Consider the following 21082-nt stretch of genomic DNA (forward strand, 5'->3'; position numbering starts at 1 on the left):
TTCCCCGCTTCCGAAATTTCTATTTTTTAACTCTCTATGTATGTTTTTATCAAATTTTATTTTCTTCTAAAGACAACTAAATGCATTATAGCATGCGATAATTACATTCATATATTAATAATGTTACAGTTATATTTCAAAATATGTTTTTCTTCTACTTTCTATGAAATAAAACAAATAAAAGCACGTTTTCTATCATAAACCTAATCCACTATAAATTTCAATAGAAAATAAGTTTCGACATAAAAAGATATCTTGTCTGTATACGATAGAATAATAGACAAAAAAAGATGACATCCTTTTGATACAGTGCTTTCACAAGCATTTATATCAACTAAGATACCATCTTTTTATTTTGACAAATTTATTTTTTATGTTCAACAAGCCCATTTTGAAAAGCATAAACAACTGCTTGTGTACGATCTTGCACTTCTAATTTCCCTAATATATTGCTGACATGAACTTTAACTGTCTTTAATGCGATAAATAATTCATCTGCTATTTCCTGATTTGTTTTTCCTTCTGCTATGAGCATTAAGATTTCTAGTTCGCGCTTTGTTAAATCATCATGTAATACTCTTTCTTGTCCACTGCGCATCCGGTTCATTATTTTCCCAGTCACCTCTGGCTCCAGGATGGATTCCCCTTGATAAGTAGAGCGAATAGCATCAGCAATTTTATTTGCTGGCGATGTTTTTAATAAATAACTTGTAGCACCAGCTTCTAAAGCAGGATAAACTTTTTCATCATCTAGAAAGCTTGTAACAATAATGATTTTGGCTTCTGGCCATGCTTGCATAATTCGCTTTGTTGCCTCTATTCCATCCATTTCCTTCATCACTAAATCCATTAAAATAATATCTGGCTTTAGTTGTAGGGCCTTCTCAACTGCCACTGTTCCGTCATCTGCCTCCGCGATTACTTCCATATCTGACTGTGCTGATAGATAGGCTGAAACACCAATACGAACCATCTCATGATCATCTACAAATAATATTTTAATCATTTGCTTTATCCTCCTTTCCTACTTTAGGAATTTTCACTTCAAGCCTTGTCCCTTGATCCGGTATGCTAATTATTTTACATGTGCCACCTATTTCTACCGTTCTTTCCTTCATATTCTGTAAGCCATAGGAACTTGTTGGTGCTTCCTCCATATTAAAACCAATTCCATCATCTACTACGCGTAAAATAATTAATTCATCTCTTTCAATTAATAACACGTCTAGGCTTTCTGCTTTCGCATGGCGAAGTGTATTAGAAACGGATTCCTGCAGGATTCGAAATAAATGATCTTCTATTCCCTTTTCTACAGAGAATTCTTCGATTTTCCATGTAATGTGTAAAGGAACTTTTTGCTGTAGCTCTAAGAGTAATTCCTTTGCACCTTCTTGTAGTGATTTTCCTTTAAGAGCTACTGGTCGTAAATGGAGCAATAATGCTCTCATTTCTAGCTGAGATTGATGAATCATATTTTCTACCATTACTAATTGTTTCTTTATTCTTTCGTCCTGCTCAGGTGCTGCTTCATTAATTGCCGACATCATCATAGAAGCTGCAAATAATTGTTGACTGACAGAATCATGCAATTCTCGTGCTAACCTGTTTCTTTCCTGTACTACTACTTCCTGTAGCCCTTGTTCACGTTCTTTTGTTCGCTCCGTTGCTAAACGCTGGGACAATTCTGTTTGCTTCACTAGCTTGTCCTGTACTTGTATAACCATCTTCTCTACTTTAAGGACTTCTTTTCTTGTAGTTGAAGAAGTTATTTTTTGGCCTTGTGTAAGCTCATTTAATTGTTTTTCAATATGACGATAATCTTGTCTCGTATTTAGACCTATAATTAAACCAAAGACAACCCCAAAAATAATCGGCACAATCGATGCAAGCATGATGAAAGGAATATCAAATAAAGTTCTATTAAATAATTCTTCCCAGCTATCTAATGGATAGACAAAGAATATGATTCCTAATAAGAATATGGTAGTAAATATACTAAGTAATACAGTAACTATCACATGTCGAAGTATCATCATATGCGTCTCACCTCGATATCACCAGATATTAAGGAGCAGATGATTTTCACCCGTTGACGCTCTGCATCATAATCCTTCGTTTGATAAATTACTGTTTCATTCACCAAATTCTTTTGTGGATTGCCAAAAATAAATGCCTTTCCAAAAAACGTACTATGATGAATACTAACTTCTACTTCATATGGAATATAAATCGTTATATTTCCAAATATTTGTCGAATGGAGATAATTGCTGTATCTTCAGGAAGGACTGTATTACTTAAATCGATGATTTTATCTCCATACAATCCTTGGATATTTACATCGCGCCATGCATAGACCGTTTCATTCGTTCTTTGTTCTTTCCATAATTTTTGTGAGAAAAACGGCTGAACCTCCATAACTTCTTCGCGCTCATGTTCATCCACAATAAGTAATTCTGCTCTTATTTTCTTGGATTCTTCTTTTGACTTAATATAATGAAATACAAAAATAGCGATTGCTGCCAAGATCAAAAAACGAACCGCAAGCATGTTTAATATGCAGAAAATCACCAGAATAACCCCTACCCAGAAGCATACTTTTCCCCATAGTTGTAGGAAGTTTTTCCAGCCAAAATAAATAAGTCCTAAGCCTAATAATGCACCAACAATTAAACCACCATTGAAAAATACCAATTCTATAACAAAGAGAATCACCCCAATAACGATAATCCAATTAATAATATCTGTAGGTATACGTTGTAACATGAGGTGACCCTCCTTTCTTTTTTCTATGTAAGTAAGCAGACATTATAGCTAATGCCTGCTTTAGTATATCATTTTTCGAAACGAAAAGCGCAGAGCGCCCGCTTAAAAACGTAGAGATTGGAGCGGCACAACCGAGATAAAGGAAACACGGTGAGGTCACGAACCGATGTTGACTTATTGTAGGGAGTGACGCGAAATCTCTTAGTTTTTGGCGCTCGGAGCTAGACATCGCTATCTCTGAATAAACATTACTTTGCGCAATTTTTATACTTTCTTATTTCGCTAGAAAAATTTAATTTATTTCTTCTTTTGACTTTAGCTTTTTCTCAAGCTGCTCCATTTTATGATCAAAGGTATTACGGTAGTGATCACTATTTACTTTGTACTCTAGATTTTCAATATATCTTTCTAATTCTTCAAAACGAGAGAATGGCTTATCTGAAACCTCATTAATAACACGATTGATTTGATTACTTGCACGAACAATATTTTCTCTTCCCATTAATTCCATTCTTCTTAAGTGCATGTCCTTTAATTTATTCTGCATTTCTGAATACTTTTGTTCTAACATTTCTAGCTGTTCTAGTGCTTCATCACGTAGTTTCTTCATTCTATCTGCACGAGCTTGATATTCCGTATGCTCCTTCATCGCAAATTCGTATAATTGCACTTCTCCTGCTTGTTCAGCAATATCTGCTTGCTTTCTACGTCTATTTGCATGATCTTCTGCTTGTAAGTATTCTTTTGTAAACTCGTCCTTCAAACGATATTGGCGTTCAATTAACTTTCTTACTTTTTCTTTCTCTCTTTCACTCTCACGTAAATAATGATTTAAAGCTGTAATTGGATTTTTTTGTTCCTTATTGTCTAATAATTGATGTAAATCTGCTGAGATCGAATCTTTCATACGTGTAAAAATATTTGTCATGTAAATCTCTCCTTCTATTTTTTATTGATTAACGATTATATTCCGCCCACTGCTTTTCAAAGTTTGTAAATGGATCATCTGTTTTCGAGTCAATGATGTTATCATCATTTTTCCAATTCTTAATAATTAGATATAGACCGTAAACTGCTACGAGTCCAATCACTGCATAAATATTGGAAATACCTATCATTAAGACAACTAGTCCAACAATTGTCCAACCAATCTTTCCTGCTGTCGTCTCACTTTTCATAAATTGCTTGAAGACAACATAAAGTAACCAAATGCTAACCCCTAATAAAATCATTGGTCCAAGACTACCTACTATAATTAATAGTAAAACTAGTCCTCCGATAAATAATAGAAACTGTTTCATGTTCCTCCTCCTTTCGTTTACCTTGATTTAATCTTATCGTGATTCTCTTTTTGTAATAATGAGCTAGAGCTATATTTTCAAATAAGACTTGAGGCTTAGTTAAGCTAAGTCTTGCTATTTCAGAGCATAAAAAAGCTGTTCCACAATTAGCTAGCTAATTGTGGAACAGCTCTACTATATTTTAATTACCAAAACTTATACCAAGGGTCAGCACCATGACTATTAGTCACTCTAGTTTTCATTTCATATGCCATTAATGTTCGACTTGATCCTTGATCTACTACTTCAGTAAGATAATAGTTTTCGTCAGTCTGTACTTCGTATAAATGATTTCCTTTATATGTTATTTTCTTCACCGCTGATTTATCTGCTATTTCTCCTGCTTCTTGTAGAGCTTCGAATAAGGGCAATACTTTATCTTCTGCATTGAAATGATCTAAAACTCGGTATGGACCGAGGAATACTATTCCAACCACAATTCCTAAGAGAACAATATAAAGTATTAGTTTTTTGATGATATTCACTCCCTTATCCTTTTATTAAATTTCACTTATTATAACAAACTAGAGAAGAGAAGTATATGTATTAAAAAGATTCTGCCATTTTAGGTTCTACAAATTATATGTCTTTCTATTCCATTTCCCTCATCATTCGCTAAAATCTGAAAGCCTAATTTTTCAGCAATTCTAATGGAACCTTTATTCGCAGATTCAATATCAGCCACTATTTCTTTAATTATGAGATCATCAAGCGCGTAATCCAAAACTACTTTGGCAGCTTCTGTCGCATAACCCTTCCCCCAATATTGTCGTTTTAATCTCCAGCCAATCTCTATTTCGGGTCCTACCATATCCAGAGGTATCAACATAATCCACCCAATAAAATCTTTTTGCTTATCTTTTGTTTCTATTGTCCAATATCCCATTCCACTTGGATATTCTGCAGTAATTCTATCTTTTACAAATTTTTTATGTACTTCTTTATTCGCTAAAGAACCTGCTACTAGTTTTGCTAGCTCTGGAATGTATTTTATTACCTCTGGATCACTGTCCATCTCTACACATGCATCTAAATCCTCTAATGTTCTTTCTCGTAAGGTTAATCTATCTGTTTCAAAACTTTTTAACATTTATTATCCTCTCTCTATTTAATATTTTTACAATCTTCCCTGTTTTATTTAGATAAAATACCTAACAAGAGTCTGAATGCCAGCAACAGATACGCTGCTTGAATAAGAATAAACATACTTATTTCAATGAATGTTAATTTTCTCTCTTTCTTAATCTTGCTTAAAGTAATAAAGTAAAAAATGTTAGTAATTAATAGTAGAATCAATACTACACTATTTATGTTTTCTAAAAGATCCATAATTCACCCTGCCCCTTAATCGAACAATTTGCCTTTCATAAAAAGGATAACATATCTGAAATTAAACTTGAAAAACATCAAATTAAAATGGTGATTGGAATACAATTCTATTCATTGCCCTGACAGTCTCTGTTACACCTTAAAGGCAGGATTTGAAATCTCAAACTATCCACGAACCTTGAAAAAAAACTAAATTTGTGTATAATTCTATGTAACAAATGGCATAAATTAAATGTTTTCTAGGGTTCCGCAATTTTTTTGGTCTGGTCCAAGAGAAAACTCACAGCTATAGCTGTGCCACGGAGGGACAAAAGCCTGGGAGAAACTGTTAAACAGTTATCTCTCAGGCTTTTTTATTTTCTGGGAAGAATAAAATTGGAGGTTTTTACATGAATAAAAATTGGCTAAAAGTAATTATTGCCGCATTTTTTGAAGTTTTTTGGGTGATTGGATTAAAACATGCTGATAATTTTTGGGCATGGGGTGGTACCGTTATCGCAATTATTATCAGTTTCTATTTAATGATTATGGCTGGAAGAAACCTTCCTGTTGGAACTGTTTATGCTGTTTTTGTTGGACTAGGTACTGCAGGAACTGTTTTTGCAGACATTGTTTTCTTTGGAGAAGCATTTAAGCTAGAAAAAATCATATTGATTCTATTTTTACTAGCAGGTGTCATTGGATTGAAATTAGTTACCAAGGAAAAAGAAATAGAAGGAGCTGAATCCTAATGGCATGGGTTTCTTTAGTAGTTGCTGGTTTATTTGAGATGTTTGGTGTGGCGATGATTAATAAATTGCACAGAGATCGAAATTGGCAATCCCTCGCTTTGCTAATTTTTGGCTTTGGAGCGAGTTTCGTCTTTCTCGCATATGCAATGACTTCCTTGCCAATGGGAACTGCATATGCAATTTGGACAGGAATTGGTGCATCTGGTGGAGCTATTATGGGAATGGTTTTATACGGTGAGCCAAAAGACTGGAAAAGAATTATTTTCATTATGATGGTATTAGGTGCAGCAGTTGGTTTGAAGCTAGTGTCATAAGTAATCTCCCCTTTGAGATCAAATATTTCAAAGGGGAGTATTTTCTATCTATCATAACTTAGCTGTGATCAATCGAAGAGCACAGGTAAAATTAGCTTTCGCTCTGTATTCTCCATATTTTCTATCCCATTCACCTGATTGTAGATCATCCGAAAGTCTTTTCACAAGCATATTCTCCGTTTCATCAGATAAAAATCCCCATGCTGACTGTGAGAGCCGTACTTCTTTTTCTAAAAAGGCTTCAGGACGTCCATAAAATGCTTCCTGAAATCCATCTATGCAATCAAATGGAACTGGAATTGTTTGTATATCGCATTTCCCACCAAGTGCTTGTTTTATAAAATCTATCGTTGGATATCTTGCTTTCTCCACTTCAATAAGCTCAGGGAAATAGTGAGCATTCCAAAAGTTACCCAAAGCATCCGGGTCAAAGGTCATTATTATGATTCGATCTTTTGTTACTCTTTTTAATTCATCTAATCCTTTACGAATATCTGGCCAGTGGTGGACAGTCACCATCGCCATAGAAGCATCAAAGGAATTATCATCAAATGGCAAAGCATCTGCTGTCGCTTGAATAGCTGGAACTTTTCCTAATTTCTGACGCTGGGAACGCATCACGAGTGAAGGTTCAACTGCCACGACATATCGATCCTCTGGTTCATAGGAGCCTGCCCCAGCACCTATATTCAATACTGTTTTTGCTGAATCTAAAGCTTGATGAACGTATGCAGCAATTCTCGGATCTGTTTGTCTATATCCTGAATATTTCTGTCCATGTTTATCATAGTTGAAAGAAGGATCATTCATTTCCATCATATTTCCAGCCTCCAATTTTAGATTTCTTTAAATCATTATTGAATATTTACATTTTCTAATCAGATGCATAAAAAGATGAGAGTTACTATCAATTTATTTTTTTCTGCTGCTGCGCATAGCGGGAAGTATTTTCAGTTCTCCAGTTCTATTCTCCGAAAATTGGGTATACTCAGGAGTCTCGATTCCATAAAGAGCGATTTTCCCTTCCTCATTAAAATGCATGCCCCATCCTAGCTTTTTAGGCAAAGTAGAAGCTCGTAAACAAGCATGGGATTTCGCAAAAAATGCCTTTTCTTCTGCTTCCATATTCTCCTTTGAAATCCCCTTATGCCTTATATGTACTTCAAAAAGCAACTCGCTTTGGCTATAGACATAGGGGTTAGTCGATAATAGTTCATATTCAATTTGAACTTTGGTTGGCTTTGTACCACGAGCTTTAGGAGTCTCTCCTGCTGTTGCTGTACTATCTGGTGCTACCGTAATAAATGTTTGATAATAATTTAAATCATCTTTTGCCATCTACTTCTCTCCCTTTAGCTTCTAAGTATTAGTAACATGAAATTAAAGATACTGGCCATTTCCAAAAAACATGCTCTTTATTGACTGATCATGCTTTATATCCCATATGCATAGCTGCACCTCCGCCAGCATAACTTTTCACATCTACCTGTTCGAACCCAGCATCTAAGAACATTTGCTTTAATTGCTGTTTTCCTGGAAAATCTTTTGCTGATTCCTGTAACCAAGAATATTCCTTATATTTTTTCACAATCATTTTAGCTAATAATGGCATGATAAATCGGAAATAAAAATAATACAATTGCCTCCAGCCTATTAAAGTTGGTTGCGATGTTTCTAAGCAAACTACTTTACCACCTGGTTTTACAACACGATGCATTTCCTTTAATACGGCCATATAATCTGGTACATTTCTTAAGCCAAATCCAATCGTCACATAGTCAAAATGATTATCTTCAAATGGGAGTTCCATAGCATTCCCATGAATCCACTCCATTTGATTTAATTCTTCATTTCGTGATTTTTCTTTAGCAACAGAAAGCATGTTTTCACTAAAATCAAGACCAATTACTTTACCGTCTTCTCCAACAGCTTCTGCTAAAGATATCGACCAGTCACCGGTACCACAGCATACATCTAATGCTGTATCTCCAAGCTGTACATTCATGCGTTTCATCGTGTCTTTCCTCCAGTGTTTATGCATCTGAAAGGAAATTACTGAGTTCATTGAATCATAGTTTTCATATACATTCTCAAATATATCATGTACTCGTTCTTCTTTTGATGAGTATTCCACCATAACACTTCCTCACTTGTTAAATCTGTTAGACCTATTATACCTGAAAGAAGAGACATATTTCTTGTCAACTTTAGCAAACTTGCTTCAAATAGAGTAATAGATCACCCTAAGAACAAACACCGCGTTTTTATCAGCTAAACGAAAAAGCATTCATTTCCCTATAATATAGAAAAGAATGCTTTTATAAGTTCTACAAACGATTATATTGCTTCAATATATCAATTAATTGTTCATGATTAATAGCCTCTATCACTTTTCCGCTTGGTTTTAATGTCGTCATACTTTCTGCTGCAATCATAGCATTTACTACAGATTCATCAATCGCATGAACAGTCTGCTCATAAATCATATCGAAATGTTCATCATTGATAAAATCCATATTCAAGGTTACATCATTCGTATGTAAAATTCCCATTTCATTTGCGGTTGAGAATGCTAAGAAAATATCACCAGAGCTATTTCCTCCTGGACTACCTGTTCTGCTAATTCCGATCGCTGCACGTTTTGCTAAACGTTTTAATTGATGTGGCAACATGGGTAAATCAGTCCCAATAACAACAATAATAGAGCCCATTTCCTTATCATCTGGATTATGCAATTTCTCCTCTTTCAAATGCTTACCCACCGGCACTCCCATAATTTGTAACCAATCGCGTTTTCCATAATTCGCTTGAACAAGTGTTCCAATATGATATTCTTTACCATCCATCGTTATTTTTCGTGAAGAAGTTCCGGTTCCGCCTTTAAATTCATAGCAAATCATGCCAGTTCCGCCACCGACATTCCCTTCAGCAATCTCTCCACTTTTTGCTGAATTAAGCGCATTTAATACATGTTCTTCTTTAATATGTAGACCATTAATATCATTTAGGATTCCATCATATGTTTCAGCAATGACAGGCATAGACCATAAATGCTGATTGTGATACTGCTCTTTATATTGTTCAATCATCCAACGAACAGTTGCTTGATGAGCTGTTCCAATAGCATGTGTATTCGTAATACAAATGGGGCTTAAGAAATATCCACCATCATTAATCCAGTGTGTTCCGGTCATTTCTCCATTGCCATTTAAAGCATAAGTACCTGCCCAAATTGGCTTTAATTCATTTTGTTTACCACGAGGAAGAACGGCAGTTACTCCGGTACGAATTGGTCCTTTGCCGACTTCTAGTTCCCCTTCTCCTTCAATAATCGTGGTATAACCTACCTCAACACCTGGTACATCTGTAATTGCATTATATTTGCCTGGATTTCCTGTAAATTTTAATCCAATTGAGCGTCCAGCCATGAATCATCCACCTCTCTAGTTATTTCCTTGCTTATAACTATACGTCAAAGTTATCCTAAGGTCACGCACGATAATATGGAATAGAACTTATAAGAAAATAGGGGTACAGGACAAGACAAGTACAAATATTAATGGGAGCAATATAAGACCTGTAATGGAATTTCCTTTGATACCTAATAGATTCATTGGATTTTTTGCAGGAGCATAAACCCAATTCGCTAGTCGTTCCAACCTACTCTTTGCTGGAATTTCTGGTACTTCCACGTGAAATTCATCTAATCTATTTTGTAGTTCAGTTGGAATATCCTTTTTATTCATTCTCTTACCTCCAATAATCCTTTTAATTTTCTTAGTGATGTATGCAGTCTTGATTTCACCGTACCTATTGGAATATCAAGAACTTCTGAAATATCCTTTTGCGTCATATCATGGTAATAAGTTAATAAGATAACAGCTCTTTGTTCATCGGGAAGCTGGAGAATTGCTGACTGAACAGTGATTTTATCTTCATGTGCTAAGGTGTGCTGCTGAGCTTGCACATATAAAAAGGGCAGGATTTTCTCCAATCGACTGCGCCTTTTTAGCCGATTAATCATAAGTTGATAAGCCATACGAAATAAATATGTTTTGATACTAGATTTTTCTTCATTAAAGTGCTTTTGATATTTTTGAAATCGTATAAATGTATCCTGTACAAGATCTAAACATAACTGTTCATCCTGACAATATCGGTAGACAAACTGATAAATTGGCTTTTTATAAGTAATAAATAATTCTTCGATATCTATAGATACATCCTTATTATTTAAACTCATCAGACCACCGCTCTTTTATACCTTTAAATACAAATGCAATTCTAGTTATGAACCAAATAAAAGTGATTAATGAAAATACAAAGGTTTGATGAATGAAAAATTGTATCCAAGGGCTATCAATGTTATCACCACGAAGCAAAAATAATAAAAGACCATTTATACACAAAAATGTATAAACTGCTGTTATAATGATGACATAATCCCATCTTGTCCAATGAAAATAAATGTCCGATTTACTAAAGTCAATATCTCCCTTTTTATCATGAACAACTTTTTTATTCATTGTTATAATAATTATGAAAAATGTAGTTCCAAGAATTCCTGCTACAATCATACTGATTATCCAACCTAAACCCATATGTGATCAGCTCCTTTTCATCTTTTCACTAACTTATACATTCGGACATAAGAAAAGGTTCATTTTACTTTTATAGCCAAACTAATTTAATGAAAGAAGGAAAATCAAAATGGCAAAAACAATTGTGAAATATATACTCTACATCATTTTCACCTTAATTTATCTTTGGTTAATTCAAACATTTATATGGAATCATTTACCTATTCATTCATCTGCTGGCGTAACCATTGGTAGTATCATCGTCTTTATAATTTCTGCAGTGCTTGCGATATTGACGTCGGATAAAATTATTAAAATGCTGAAAGGTTAGCTTGATATTAAATAAGGATTAGCAACCATTATTCTGGTCACTAATCCTTATTTTTATAGCTTTTATTCAAGAATTCTCCCACTTTAAGCGTAACTAGTTCACTCCACATGAACTACTCGAGTATTTCCAACCATATCATGTAATCCTTGCTTTTCTTTTGTAAAAGCAACAACGAAATATAAAAATTGTAAAACAAAGAATGTCGTGTAGATGAATCTTACAATAACCTCGCGAAATAATAAATCACTCCAACGTAAGGATGTTTTATCCACACGTACAACTTTAATACCTAAAATCATTTTCCCTAATGTTTGCCCAAGCTTTTTAGTCATTAACACAAAATAAAGATAAAAGACTACAGAGCTAATGATGCCTTGCAATGTCCAATAACCTAGATGTATTATTGTACCTTCATTATATAAATGAATAGTTCCAGTGATAAATCCACTCAAACTAGAAACTACTGCAAAATCAATCGCATAAGCCCAAAAACGCATCCAAAATCCTGCATAGCGTTGATTTTCTAATTGATTTTCATTTGAGACACTAGTTGTTGACTGGGTTTGCATATTTTCTTCTTCCATCGTCATCTTAGCACCCCCTAATGCGAATATAAGTACATTGCTCGAGGTCCACCAGCATTGCGTATTTCTTGTAATAAACCGCCCCATTCTTCCTTAGAACCTGAAAAATATTGTGCAGTTAATCCAAAGACACTTTGCAAGTTAAATCCAACCTCGTATTCAACTACTGTCGTATTTCCAAACTCAAAATCTTCTTCCATCGCAGTAATCACATCATCTAGTGTTCCGATTTCATCAATTAATCCTAACTCTTGAGCCTGTTTTCCAGTATAAACACGCCCATCGCCAATTCTTCGTACTTCCTCTTCTGACATGCCTCGTCCTGCAACAATGACATCTACAAAGTCTGCATACAAATCATCAATCATTGTTTGCAGAATTTCTCTTTCTTCATCGGTCATAGGGCGAGATGATGAGAGAATATCTTTAAACTCACCGCTTTTTATTGTATTAAAATCAATTCCCACATTTTCAGCTAGTTCAGCGTAATTAATACTTTCCATAATCACACCAATGGAACCAGTTAATGTTGCTCGATTCGCAAATATTTTATCAGCGGGAGCTGCAATGTAATAACCACCAGATGCAGCAGTATTACCCATAGAAATATATACTGGTTTGTCATAAGCTTCCTGTGCTTCCACAATTTTTTCGTGAATCTCTGCACTTTCTACTACACCGCCACCAGGGGAATTAACGTTAATAATTAGCCCGTCTATCCCTGGATCAATTGCTGCTTTTTCTATCTTTTTCAAGAAATCCTTATGATTATAGGCTGAAAAAAATGAACTTCCAGTATCCATAATCACGCCATCTAAATGAATTACAGCAATTTTCCCAGCACCTAGGTTTCCTGTTTTCGTTACTTTTTCTACAAAATCTTCTGTTGAGAAAAAGCTATCTTGATTAGCTGTTTTATTCGTTGCTAATTGATAAAATGTTGAAATGAAAAACAAGGCGATTGCAATAATAAGTGCTGCCCATCGTTTACTACTCACTAAAATGTCCTCCTAATCTGTGCGTAAATTCTCTATGAGTGCATGTTCAAAAAGATAAATAGTGGGCTTTTTGAACACTCTCTATTAAGTTAATATTTTCATCATACGATTCAGTCTTACAACCACTTCTTCAATATTTTGTCGGCTCACATCAAAATGAGTGACAAAACGGACCGTATTTGGTCCAAAAGGGACAGCTAATATACCTTCTTGCTTTAACTGTGCTAAAAATTCAGCAGCAGTAAGCTTTGCCGCTTCCGTATTTACTAAAACAATATTTGTTTCTACCTCATTCTCAATAGAAAGTCCTTTTATTTCATTGATAGATTGTGCAAGAAGCTTCGCATGATTATGATCCTCAACTAAACGATCTACCTTTTCGCGTAAAGAAATAAGCCCTGGTGCAGCAAGGATACCTGCTTGTCTTAGTCCTCCACCTAGACGTTTTCTCCATTTTCTCGCTCGTTGGATAAAATCATTGGTTCCCGCAATAATAGAACCAACAGGTGCTCCTAGACCTTTGGATAAGCAAAATTGAACACTATCTACTTGAGCAGCATATTTTTTAACATCTACTCCTGATGCTACAGCTGCATTAAATATTCGTGCGCCATCTAAATGAATAGGTATATGATATTCTTTCCCAATTTCTGCAATAGCTTGCATATTCTCTAAAGGAATTATAGCTCCCCCTGCACGATTATGTGTATTCTCAATACAGATAAGACCTGTCTCGGGTGCATGAACATCTTCCCCGCGAATTGCAGCCTTCACTTCTGCTGGGTTTAATGCACCTCGATTCCCCTTCAATGTTCTCGGCTGTACACCTGCAAACACAGACATTGCCGCCCCTTCATAAAAAAACAGATGAGACTCTTCTTCCACAATAATTTCCTGGCCACCTACACATTGGGTCAACACTGCAATTTGATTCCCTTGTGTACCGCTTGTAACAAACATAGCTGCTTCTTTTCCTAACATATTTGCCGAGAGTTCTTCAAGTTCTAAAAGCGTAGGATCTTCTCCATAAACATCGTCCCCTACTACTGCATCAAAAGCTGCCTGTCTCATTTCTGGTGTTGGCTTCGTAACCGTATCACTGCGCAAATCAATCATAAAATCCCCTCCGATTGTATAATTTCAAGAAAATCATTATGAATATTTTATCATGATGAAATATTCAGAAACAAAATAACTTCTTTGTTAGAAAGAAAAAGCTTCTGCAATTAATTGATAAGAACGTAAACGTGCTTGAGGATCGTGAGTAATAGTTACAATCATCAGCTCATCTACCTTATAACTTGCCTGCAAACTTTTTAATTGTTCTCTCACCTGCAGTGGATTACCAAGTATCATTTTCTGTTTCGTTTTTTCTATAATCTCTCTATCTTCATCTGTAAATGTATATTGCTTCACTTCTTCTAAAGACGGAACACCATCTCTACGTATACCTTTTGTTTCTTGTATTCGTCTAAATATCGTACTCATTGCTAATTCCTCAGCTGCTTCCTTTGTTTCTGCACAAATTACGGAGATAGCCACAATTGACTCAGCTTGCTTATTCGGATGTAATTGCTGCATCTGATCTCGATATTCCTTCATAATTGTTGGACCATCTTTTTCTGTCATAAAATGTCCAAATGCATAATTCATTCCTTTTTCTGCTGCTGTTTTACTACTTTTCTCACTTGTTCCTAGTAACCAAACTGCTGGGGCGACGCTCGGAACAGGGGTTGGAATCACAGAATGAAATAGATGGTCTTCTGGGAAGCTTTGTTCTATAAAGCGCATGACTTCATCTAGCTTCTCTGGCATCATGCGGACTTGCTCCAGAAAATTTCCTGAAAGTGCTATCGAAGTTTCGGCAGATCCACCTGGAGCACGACCGATTCCTAAATCAACTCTTCCTGGATATAAGGTTGCTAGCAAATGATAGGTTTCCACAACTTTATAAGGTTTATAATGTGGTAATAGAACTGCTCCTGCACCAATCCGAATCGTATTTGTTTTAGAACCAATGATCCCTAGCATCACATCAGGATTTGGACAAGCCAAACCTGTTAAATTATGATGCTCTGCTACCCAGTAACGATGGTAGCCTAGTTTCTCAGCTTCTATAGCAAGCTGAATAGAAGAATCTAATGCACTTTTAGCTGATGCTCCACTTGGAATTGGAACTTGGTCTAATATGCTAAGTTTCATGCCACCCCTCCTCATAAAACTCCTTTTTCCATCAATTCCGCTAATTGCTCTTCATTAAACCCAAGCAGCCTTGCGTAAACTTCCTCGTTATCAGCTCCTAGTTTTATTGCACCAACATGTTTGACTTGCCCTGGTGTTCTACTTAGTTTCGGTACAATCCCTGGCATTGGAAACTCTCCTAAGACAGGATGCTCTGCATGAATTATCATTTCTCTAGCTTGATAATGCGGATCTTCAACAATTTCTTTCGCAGAATAAATTGGTCCTGAAGGCACACCATTTTCTTCTAAGACTGCCAAACAGTCTTGAGCTGGCATAGTTCTCGTCCATTGCTCAATTAGCTGATCTAATTCTTCCATATTCTCTCCACGAGCAATATGTGTTGCATACTTTTCATTTACTGCAAGCTCTGGTTGTTCCATTGCTTGACACAATCGCTTGAAGATACCATCTGCATTTGCCCCAATGACAATATAAATATCATCCTTTGTCTGATAAATATTTGATGGTGCAATCCCCTTTAAGACATTTCCCATTCGCTCACGAACATAGTCAGCAAGTAAATATTCAGGAATTACACTCTCCATCACAGAAAACACGGATTCATATATTGCCGTATCGACAATCTGTCCTTCTCCAGATCTACTTCTTTCATGTACTGCAGTTAAACAACCTATTGTTGCAAACAAAGCAGCCAAAGTATCTCCTATCGAAATACCAATTCTTGTAGGTGGACGATCAGGAAATCCTGTCACATAGCGTAATCCACCCATTGCTTCGCCAACACTACCAAAGCCTGCTCGACTCTTATATGGTCCGTCTTGCCCAAATCCAGATGTACGAACCATAATAATACCAGGATTAATCTCTTTTAATGTGTCATAAGATAAATTCCATTTTTCCATTGTTCCAGGACGGAAATTTTCAATAATGATATCTGCTTCCTTCACAAGCTTCTTAAAAATCTGCTGCCCTTCCTCAAGTCTTAGATTCAAAGTAATTGATTTTTTATTCCGAGATTGGACTGGCCACCATAATCCTTGCTCATCTTTTTGTTTTCCCCATTGTCTCATAGGATCTGCTTTATCAGGAGCTTCGATTTTAATAACATCTGCTCCAAAATCAGCTAGAAGTCTTCCAGTAAAAGGACCAGCGATTAACGTACCTAATTCTAATACTTTTATATCATCTAAAGGTAAACCCATCTCTTACTCCCTCCATTTACATCCAGTACTCTGTCTTACAAACTAATTAAACGCATGCTTGTAACTTGTTTTCCATCATGCCAAAATTGTATCTGTATTTTTGCATCACGATCTACATAATTTAAAGCTTCTCCATATTCCTTCTCTTTCAATCTATAATGATCCTCTCCATATGTAGATTTCACCTGCTCAATAGAATCACCGATTTTAATTCCTCTTGCTGTTGTTTGATTTGTATCGTCTGTATGGATATAGATAATTTCTTTCTGCTGATTCACACCAATTATTAGATGTTCAAAAGCTAACCATTCTTCATACTGGAGTGATTCTAACTCTTCAAATTCTCCAAAAGCTTTTTTACGTTCTTCATCTAAAATTTCCAATAAAGCCACATCACTGAAACGTTCACCTTGTAAATCTGTATCCCCAACAAATTGATGATTTACTTGATAAAGCCATATCCCTACTGTAATAAGCATTCCTATAAACGGTAGACTAATTAAAATATGCGCTATCTTTCTTGAACGTTTTAGTAAAAAAATTCCTGCGATAATAGGAATTATAAACAAAAACATAATTATATTTGCAATCATGTTTTACACTCCTCTAGTCATTTGCCAATTATATGTATGTTCATCGTACCGAGTTTCGCTTCGCTTTGTCAATTCAGAGTCCTATCTATATATAAGTGATTTTATTTATAACAATTGGAGCTAAATAGTCTTAACCATAAAAAAAGCGACTGCCAGATAACGACAGTCGCGAATAATATTTATTTTACATCATAGCCTTGATCTTCAATAGCTTCATGGATATTCTCTAATGATACCTTAGCATCATCATAGCTTACATCCACTTCACCTTTATCTAAATGAACAAGTACGCTAGAAACACCATTTAATTCATTTAATGCTCCTTCTATCGCTTTTTGACAATGTCCACAAGACATTCCTTCTACTTTTACTGTTGCTTCCATCATTTAGCCTCCTAATATAATCTATTTTTTAGCCTCTCCTCCAGCGAATTTTGTCTGCCGGAAGCAATGCTTATTATATCTTCACTCTTTTTAAACGAAGTGAGTTTGAAACTACACTTACAGAGCTTAATGCCATTGCTGCCCCTGCAATCCATGGTGCTAGTAATCCAAGAGCTGCAATCGGAATTCCTGCACTATTATAGGCGAATGCCCAGAATAAATTTTGTTTAATATTACGGATAGTTGCATGACTTAATTTAATCGCTTTAGGGATAAGTAGTAATTCTCCACCTAAAATGGTTAAATCTGCTGCTTCAATAGCTACTTCTGTTCCTGTACCAATTGCAATTCCAATATCTGCTATTGCTAAAGCTGGAGCATCGTTGATTCCATCTCCAACCATGGCTACTTTCTTACCTTCATCTTGTAGAGCTTTTATTTTAGCTGATTTTTCTTCCGGTAATACCTGTGCGATAACCCGAGTAATACCTACCTGTCTTGCAATAGCTTGGGCAGTTCTTTCATTATCTCCTGTAAGCATAATAACTTCCATGCCTTGATTTTGTAGCTGTTGAATAGCTGTTACTGCTGTTTCTTTTATCGTATCAGCAACTGCAATGATTCCTCTAAATTCTCCATCGATTGCAATTAGCATTGCTGTTTTTCCATCTTGTTCTAATTGCGTCATCGTATCTTCATTGTCCATCACAATTTGATGATCCTGCATTAATTTACGGTTTCCTACTAAAATCGTTTTCCCAGCAATCTCTGCTGAAATACCATGACCAGGTATTGCTTCAAAATCATCTACTTCTAATAAGGAAATATCATTTGCTTGAGCATAAGTAACAATTGCTTCTGCTAGAGGATGTTCAGAACCTTTTTCAGCACTAGCAAGTAATTGTAATGCTTCTTCATCACCAGTAAAATCTGTTACCTCAGGCTTTCCTTTTGTAATCGTTCCTGTCTTATCAAATACAATTGTATCCAATAGATGTGTACGCTCTAAATGTTCTCCACCTTTAAATAAAATACCCTGTTCAGCTGCTTTACCAGTTCCTACCATAATAGATGTTGGAGTTGCTAACCCTAGAGCACATGGACAAGCGATTACAAGAACTGCAATAGAAGCCACTAATGCAGACTCCAAATTACCTGGAGAAACAAGTGTAATCCAAATAATAAAAGTCAAGATGGCAATTCCTACAACAATCGGCACGAAATATCCGGAAATAATATCTGCCATTCGCTGGATCGGCGCTTTCGAGCCTTGTGCATCTTCTACAGCACGAATAATGGAGGCAAGTACTGTATCCTTCCCAACCTTTTGGGCTTCCATTTCAATTGTTCCGTTTTTATTCATTGTTGAACCAATGACATTCATATCCAAACTCTTTTCAATTGGTATGGATTCACCTGTAACCATCGATTCATCTACATAAGTTTTTCCTTTAACTACAATACCATCTACTGGTATTTTTTCACCTGGTTTTACAATGATGCGATCTCCTAATACAACATCTTCTGTAGGAATCATTACTTCATTTCCATCGCGAATAACTCTCGCTTGTTTTGCTTGAAGCTGTAATAATTCAGAAATTGCTGCTGTCGTTCTGTTTTTAGCACTTGTTTCTAAATATTTTCCAAATAAAATGAGTGTAATTAACATTGCGCTTGTTTCAAAGTATAGATGCGGCATATAATTTGGATTTCCTATTGTTAAGAAAGCTTCGTATAAACTATAGAAATAAGCGGCGCTTGTACCTAATGCGACTAATACATCCATATTAGCTGATTTATTTCGTAAATTCTTATAAGCACCTACATAGAATTGCCAGCCGATAATGAACTGTACTGGAGTTGCTAATGCGAATTGAAACCATGGATTCATAAAGATTCCTGGTAAATGAATACCTAATAAATGATCAAGCATTGTTACTAATAGCGGCGCTGTAAGCAATGCAGAAATAATTAACTTTGTTTTCATCCGTTTTAATTGCTTTTCTTTACTTGATTGCTTATTTTCTTCTGATTCTTTTACTTTCGCTCCATAACCGAGCTTATCAACAACACTAATCAAGTTTGATACATCAACCATACTCGGATAAAATGTAACAGTTGCTCGTTCATTAGCTAAATTGACACTTGCTTGAACAACTCCATTTTGCTTGTTCAACGCTTTTTCTATTCGATTAGAACAAGCAGAACAAGTCATTCCAGTAATATCTAAATCTACTCTTTCAGTAGCTACATCGTATCCTAATTTTTGAATTTTTTCTGTAACAGTCTCTATGGAATTTTCATCTGATTCAAAATCAATAGTTGCTTTCTCTGTTGCCAAATTTACCTTTGCTTTGACACCATCCATCTTATTCAATGTCTTTTCTATACGGGTTGAGCAGCTTGCACAAGTCATCCCCGTAATATCTATTGTCTTTTGTGGCATCAGCTATCCTCCATTCTTTTTTCTAATACCTTTTCTAGCATGCACTTAAGCTGTGGAGACTAATGATTTGTTATAAAAATTCTTTCTAGTTAGCTCCCTTAAATACACTATACCCCTATAAGGTATTTTTGTAAACCCTAAAAACTTATTTTTTTATTTTTTTACGGAATACAGCATTCTAAAAAAATGGTTGAAGTCAAACTCACAAAAAAAGACACTGTTCGCTGATAACGGAACAATGTCTTCTCTTATTTAGCCAATAATTAATAACACAATAAAGTAAATAATCATAACGATTAAACCAATAGGTGCTGCAACACGTGCATACTCTAAGCTAGTAATCTTAAGCTTACCTGCTGCAATAATATTAGGAATATTCCCTGGAATTAACATTCCTCCACTGATGATTAAACCAAGTAAAATATCGCGAATAACCGGATTACTCATTGCAGGGCTAATTTCTGCTGCTGCTAATGTTGCATTATCTAGAATAGCAGACACAATATTAATCCAATATAAAACAAGTGGGCTTAAATCTAATAAATATCTTTCAATAAATGGCTGGAAACCAGCTCCTAAGAATGTTAATGCCATTACAAATAAATAAATTTTCAAGCTTCGAATGATAATTTCACTATATGGTTCTACTTTTGTCTGGTTTGATAGCTTATTTTGTTTATTTTTATCTGGTGTTTTTACTACTAGAGCAGCTAAAATACCAAATCCAATCACGCCTGGAATAATATAAGCACCGATTAACTTTAATAAATAAAAGAATTCTTCATTTAACTTTCCAATTACAATTGTTGAAAGTGGTTCCCCAATTGGAGTTAATGCTGCTCCCATCCCAATTGCGAAACAAGCTAAAACTACCGTCCAAATTTGCGATTTGCGATCCATCTTCAGAACACTTAACACAGTTACTAGGATAATAGCAGCAATAATCGCTGTAATAATACTTGAGATAAAACCAAGAATAATAACAAATAACCCAATAAATAATCGATAAGGGATGGCTTGGCTCATTGTTAAAATTGCTTTTTCCAACGGAGCCTGGAACCATCTAAAAAGTAAGCCAGCAATTAAAACTGCTAAAGTAATATTAATAGGATGAATTAATGCTTCTTTCAATATATCCATAGTAAATGCTTGGCTTACAATAACAGCAGCAACTCCCATTATAAACAGGAAAACTTCTAAATTTCGTTCTACTAATTTTGTAAACGGTAAAAATAATACGAGAATTAATATAATTATTAATCCAATAATCATGAATGAAATC

26 protein-coding genes and 1 riboswitch are annotated in these 21082 nt (G+C 35.3%); of the genes, 3 read left to right on the top strand and 23 right to left on the bottom strand.

The genetic code is table 11. From position 1 onward, the window contains the following. Positions 1–364: 364 nt before the first annotated feature. The 7 genes from AB4Y30_RS12510 to AB4Y30_RS12540 form a co-directional block, all read right to left on the bottom strand. A complete protein-coding gene (locus AB4Y30_RS12510) occupies positions 365–1006 on the bottom strand; it encodes a response regulator (protein ID WP_368652569.1) in 642 nt (213 codons plus the stop codon). Further along, on the bottom strand, positions 999–2036 hold the full coding sequence (locus AB4Y30_RS12515; RefSeq protein ID WP_368652570.1) for a sensor histidine kinase: 1038 nt from the start codon (positions 2034–2036) through the stop codon (positions 999–1001). Before AB4Y30_RS12515 ends, AB4Y30_RS12510 begins: the two co-directional genes overlap by 8 nt. Beyond that, positions 2033–2764: a cell wall-active antibiotics response protein LiaF gene (gene liaF, locus AB4Y30_RS12520; protein ID WP_368652571.1), complete on the bottom strand. Its 732-nt coding sequence runs from the start codon at positions 2762–2764 to the stop codon at positions 2033–2035. The genes AB4Y30_RS12515 and liaF overlap by 4 nt, the downstream gene beginning before the upstream one ends. Positions 2765–3056: 292 nt before the next feature. Beyond that, a complete protein-coding gene (locus AB4Y30_RS12525) occupies positions 3057–3692 on the bottom strand; it encodes a PspA/IM30 family protein (RefSeq protein ID WP_368652572.1) in 636 nt (211 codons plus the stop codon). Between the two features lie 28 nt (positions 3693–3720). Further along, positions 3721–4065: a flagellar basal body rod protein gene (locus AB4Y30_RS12530; protein WP_368652573.1), complete on the bottom strand. Its 345-nt coding sequence runs from the start codon at positions 4063–4065 to the stop codon at positions 3721–3723. A gap of 185 nt (positions 4066–4250) precedes the next feature. Then, positions 4251–4589 carry a hypothetical protein gene (locus tag AB4Y30_RS12535; RefSeq protein ID WP_368652574.1) on the bottom strand — a complete coding sequence of 113 codons (339 nt, stop codon included), beginning with the start codon at positions 4587–4589 and terminating at the stop codon, positions 4251–4253. 80 nt (positions 4590–4669) lie between these two features. Further along, a complete protein-coding gene (locus AB4Y30_RS12540; RefSeq protein WP_368652575.1) occupies positions 4670–5194 on the bottom strand; it encodes a GNAT family N-acetyltransferase in 525 nt (174 codons plus the stop codon). 467 nt (positions 5195–5661) lie between these two features. After that, a riboswitch (guanidine-I (ykkC/yxkD leader) is annotated at positions 5662–5757 on the top strand. Positions 5758–5822: 65 nt separating this feature from the next. Between AB4Y30_RS12540 and AB4Y30_RS12545 the strand changes: the two genes are divergently transcribed. Next, positions 5823–6164, top strand: a complete 342-nt coding sequence (locus tag AB4Y30_RS12545; RefSeq protein WP_368652576.1) for a multidrug efflux SMR transporter — start codon at positions 5823–5825, stop codon at positions 6162–6164. Further along, positions 6164–6478 carry a multidrug efflux SMR transporter gene (locus tag AB4Y30_RS12550; protein WP_368652577.1) on the top strand — a complete coding sequence of 105 codons (315 nt, stop codon included), beginning with the start codon at positions 6164–6166 and terminating at the stop codon, positions 6476–6478. Before AB4Y30_RS12545 ends, AB4Y30_RS12550 begins: the two co-directional genes overlap by 1 nt. A 51-nt stretch (positions 6479–6529) precedes the next feature. Here AB4Y30_RS12550 and AB4Y30_RS12555 read toward each other — a convergent pair whose 3' ends face one another. From AB4Y30_RS12555 to AB4Y30_RS12585, 7 genes are all read right to left on the bottom strand, one after another. Beyond that, complete coding sequence (locus tag AB4Y30_RS12555; protein ID WP_368652578.1) at positions 6530–7297, bottom strand: class I SAM-dependent methyltransferase; 768 nt, start codon at positions 7295–7297, stop codon at positions 6530–6532. Positions 7298–7390: 93 nt separating this feature from the next. Then, a complete protein-coding gene (locus AB4Y30_RS12560; RefSeq protein WP_368652579.1) occupies positions 7391–7816 on the bottom strand; it encodes a DUF6157 family protein in 426 nt (141 codons plus the stop codon). A gap of 88 nt (positions 7817–7904) precedes the next feature. Then, positions 7905–8615 carry a demethylmenaquinone methyltransferase gene (menG, locus tag AB4Y30_RS12565; protein ID WP_368652580.1) on the bottom strand — a complete coding sequence of 237 codons (711 nt, stop codon included), beginning with the start codon at positions 8613–8615 and terminating at the stop codon, positions 7905–7907. A gap of 190 nt (positions 8616–8805) precedes the next feature. After that, positions 8806–9906: a P1 family peptidase gene (locus AB4Y30_RS12570; protein WP_368652581.1), complete on the bottom strand. Its 1101-nt coding sequence runs from the start codon at positions 9904–9906 to the stop codon at positions 8806–8808. A gap of 87 nt (positions 9907–9993) precedes the next feature. Then, on the bottom strand, positions 9994–10224 hold the full coding sequence (locus AB4Y30_RS12575; RefSeq protein ID WP_368652582.1) for a hypothetical protein: 231 nt from the start codon (positions 10222–10224) through the stop codon (positions 9994–9996). Further along, the gene (locus AB4Y30_RS12580) at positions 10221–10721 is read right to left on the bottom strand and encodes an RNA polymerase sigma factor (RefSeq protein WP_368652583.1); all 501 of its coding nucleotides are present in this window, start codon (positions 10719–10721) and stop codon (positions 10221–10223) included. The genes AB4Y30_RS12575 and AB4Y30_RS12580 overlap by 4 nt, the downstream gene beginning before the upstream one ends. Then, on the bottom strand, positions 10708–11079 hold the full coding sequence (locus AB4Y30_RS12585) for a hypothetical protein (protein ID WP_368652584.1): 372 nt from the start codon (positions 11077–11079) through the stop codon (positions 10708–10710). The genes AB4Y30_RS12580 and AB4Y30_RS12585 overlap by 14 nt, the downstream gene beginning before the upstream one ends. 109 nt (positions 11080–11188) lie before the next feature. On the opposite strand from AB4Y30_RS12585, the gene AB4Y30_RS12590 reads away from it, so the two are divergent. Next, positions 11189–11389 carry a hypothetical protein gene (locus AB4Y30_RS12590; RefSeq protein WP_368652585.1) on the top strand — a complete coding sequence of 67 codons (201 nt, stop codon included), beginning with the start codon at positions 11189–11191 and terminating at the stop codon, positions 11387–11389. Positions 11390–11487: 98 nt separating this feature from the next. Here the strand turns inward: AB4Y30_RS12590 and AB4Y30_RS12595 are convergent, their stop codons facing one another. From AB4Y30_RS12595 to AB4Y30_RS12635, 9 genes are all read right to left on the bottom strand, one after another. After that, a complete protein-coding gene (locus AB4Y30_RS12595; RefSeq protein ID WP_368652586.1) occupies positions 11488–11979 on the bottom strand; it encodes an RDD family protein in 492 nt (163 codons plus the stop codon). Positions 11980–11990: 11 nt separating this feature from the next. Continuing rightward, entirely contained in the window at positions 11991–12971 is a 981-nt protein-coding gene (gene sppA, locus AB4Y30_RS12600) for a signal peptide peptidase SppA (RefSeq protein ID WP_368652587.1), read from the bottom strand. A gap of 84 nt (positions 12972–13055) precedes the next feature. After that, entirely contained in the window at positions 13056–14087 is a 1032-nt protein-coding gene (gene ltaE, locus AB4Y30_RS12605) for a low-specificity L-threonine aldolase (protein WP_368652588.1), read from the bottom strand. 87 nt (positions 14088–14174) lie between these two features. Then, positions 14175–15173, bottom strand: coding sequence for an LLM class flavin-dependent oxidoreductase (locus tag AB4Y30_RS12610; RefSeq protein WP_368652589.1), 999 nt, complete (start codon positions 15171–15173; stop codon positions 14175–14177). Between the two features lie 11 nt (positions 15174–15184). Further along, entirely contained in the window at positions 15185–16378 is a 1194-nt protein-coding gene (locus AB4Y30_RS12615) for a CaiB/BaiF CoA transferase family protein (protein ID WP_368652590.1), read from the bottom strand. Positions 16379–16413: 35 nt separating this feature from the next. Then, complete coding sequence (locus tag AB4Y30_RS12620; protein ID WP_368652591.1) at positions 16414–16971, bottom strand: hypothetical protein; 558 nt, start codon at positions 16969–16971, stop codon at positions 16414–16416. A gap of 179 nt (positions 16972–17150) precedes the next feature. Then, positions 17151–17357 carry a copper chaperone CopZ gene (gene copZ, locus AB4Y30_RS12625; protein ID WP_368652592.1) on the bottom strand — a complete coding sequence of 69 codons (207 nt, stop codon included), beginning with the start codon at positions 17355–17357 and terminating at the stop codon, positions 17151–17153. 70 nt (positions 17358–17427) lie between these two features. Further along, on the bottom strand, positions 17428–19800 hold the full coding sequence (locus AB4Y30_RS12630; protein ID WP_368652593.1) for a heavy metal translocating P-type ATPase: 2373 nt from the start codon (positions 19798–19800) through the stop codon (positions 17428–17430). Positions 19801–20052: 252 nt separating this feature from the next. After that, entirely contained in the window at positions 20053–21072 is a 1020-nt protein-coding gene (locus AB4Y30_RS12635) for a DUF1646 family protein (protein ID WP_368652594.1), read from the bottom strand. Positions 21073–21082: the final 10 nt, after the last annotated feature.

The sequence above is a fragment of the Ornithinibacillus sp. 4-3 genome (genome assembly GCF_040958695.1).
Taxonomy (GTDB): Bacteria; Bacillota; Bacilli; order Bacillales; family Amphibacillaceae; genus CALAMD01.

What these genes read in the sequence shown, in the direction of transcription:
- menG (WP_368652580.1), bottom strand. Translation starts at nt 8,615, where the DNA reads ATGGTGGAATACTCATCAAAAGAAGAACGAGTACATGATATATTTGAG.
- AB4Y30_RS12555 (WP_368652578.1), bottom strand. Translation starts at nt 7,297, where the DNA reads ATGATGGAAATGAATGATCCTTCTTTCAACTATGATAAACATGGACAG.
- AB4Y30_RS12550 (WP_368652577.1), top strand. Translation starts at nt 6,164, where the DNA reads ATGGCATGGGTTTCTTTAGTAGTTGCTGGTTTATTTGAGATGTTTGGT.
- AB4Y30_RS12620 (WP_368652591.1), bottom strand. Translation starts at nt 16,971, where the DNA reads ATGATTGCAAATATAATTATGTTTTTGTTTATAATTCCTATTATCGCA.
- AB4Y30_RS12545 (WP_368652576.1), top strand. Translation starts at nt 5,823, where the DNA reads ATGAATAAAAATTGGCTAAAAGTAATTATTGCCGCATTTTTTGAAGTT.
- AB4Y30_RS12580 (WP_368652583.1), bottom strand. Translation starts at nt 10,721, where the DNA reads ATGAGTTTAAATAATAAGGATGTATCTATAGATATCGAAGAATTATTT.
- AB4Y30_RS12560 (WP_368652579.1), bottom strand. Translation starts at nt 7,816, where the DNA reads ATGGCAAAAGATGATTTAAATTATTATCAAACATTTATTACGGTAGCA.
- AB4Y30_RS12630 (WP_368652593.1), bottom strand. Translation starts at nt 19,800, where the DNA reads ATGCCACAAAAGACAATAGATATTACGGGGATGACTTGTGCAAGCTGC.
- AB4Y30_RS12615 (WP_368652590.1), bottom strand. Translation starts at nt 16,378, where the DNA reads ATGGGTTTACCTTTAGATGATATAAAAGTATTAGAATTAGGTACGTTA.
- AB4Y30_RS12570 (WP_368652581.1), bottom strand. Translation starts at nt 9,906, where the DNA reads ATGGCTGGACGCTCAATTGGATTAAAATTTACAGGAAATCCAGGCAAA.
- AB4Y30_RS12635 (WP_368652594.1), bottom strand. Translation starts at nt 21,072, where the DNA reads ATGATTATTGGATTAATAATTATATTAATTCTCGTATTATTTTTACCG.
- AB4Y30_RS12595 (WP_368652586.1), bottom strand. Translation starts at nt 11,979, where the DNA reads ATGACGATGGAAGAAGAAAATATGCAAACCCAGTCAACAACTAGTGTC.
- AB4Y30_RS12610 (WP_368652589.1), bottom strand. Translation starts at nt 15,173, where the DNA reads ATGAAACTTAGCATATTAGACCAAGTTCCAATTCCAAGTGGAGCATCA.
- liaF (WP_368652571.1), bottom strand. Translation starts at nt 2,764, where the DNA reads ATGTTACAACGTATACCTACAGATATTATTAATTGGATTATCGTTATT.
- AB4Y30_RS12575 (WP_368652582.1), bottom strand. Translation starts at nt 10,224, where the DNA reads ATGAATAAAAAGGATATTCCAACTGAACTACAAAATAGATTAGATGAA.
- AB4Y30_RS12525 (WP_368652572.1), bottom strand. Translation starts at nt 3,692, where the DNA reads ATGACAAATATTTTTACACGTATGAAAGATTCGATCTCAGCAGATTTA.
- ltaE (WP_368652588.1), bottom strand. Translation starts at nt 14,087, where the DNA reads ATGATTGATTTGCGCAGTGATACGGTTACGAAGCCAACACCAGAAATG.
- copZ (WP_368652592.1), bottom strand. Translation starts at nt 17,357, where the DNA reads ATGATGGAAGCAACAGTAAAAGTAGAAGGAATGTCTTGTGGACATTGT.
- AB4Y30_RS12540 (WP_368652575.1), bottom strand. Translation starts at nt 5,194, where the DNA reads ATGTTAAAAAGTTTTGAAACAGATAGATTAACCTTACGAGAAAGAACA.
- AB4Y30_RS12515 (WP_368652570.1), bottom strand. Translation starts at nt 2,036, where the DNA reads ATGATGATACTTCGACATGTGATAGTTACTGTATTACTTAGTATATTT.
- AB4Y30_RS12530 (WP_368652573.1), bottom strand. Translation starts at nt 4,065, where the DNA reads ATGAAACAGTTTCTATTATTTATCGGAGGACTAGTTTTACTATTAATT.
- AB4Y30_RS12510 (WP_368652569.1), bottom strand. Translation starts at nt 1,006, where the DNA reads ATGATTAAAATATTATTTGTAGATGATCATGAGATGGTTCGTATTGGT.
- AB4Y30_RS12590 (WP_368652585.1), top strand. Translation starts at nt 11,189, where the DNA reads ATGGCAAAAACAATTGTGAAATATATACTCTACATCATTTTCACCTTA.
- AB4Y30_RS12585 (WP_368652584.1), bottom strand. Translation starts at nt 11,079, where the DNA reads ATGGGTTTAGGTTGGATAATCAGTATGATTGTAGCAGGAATTCTTGGA.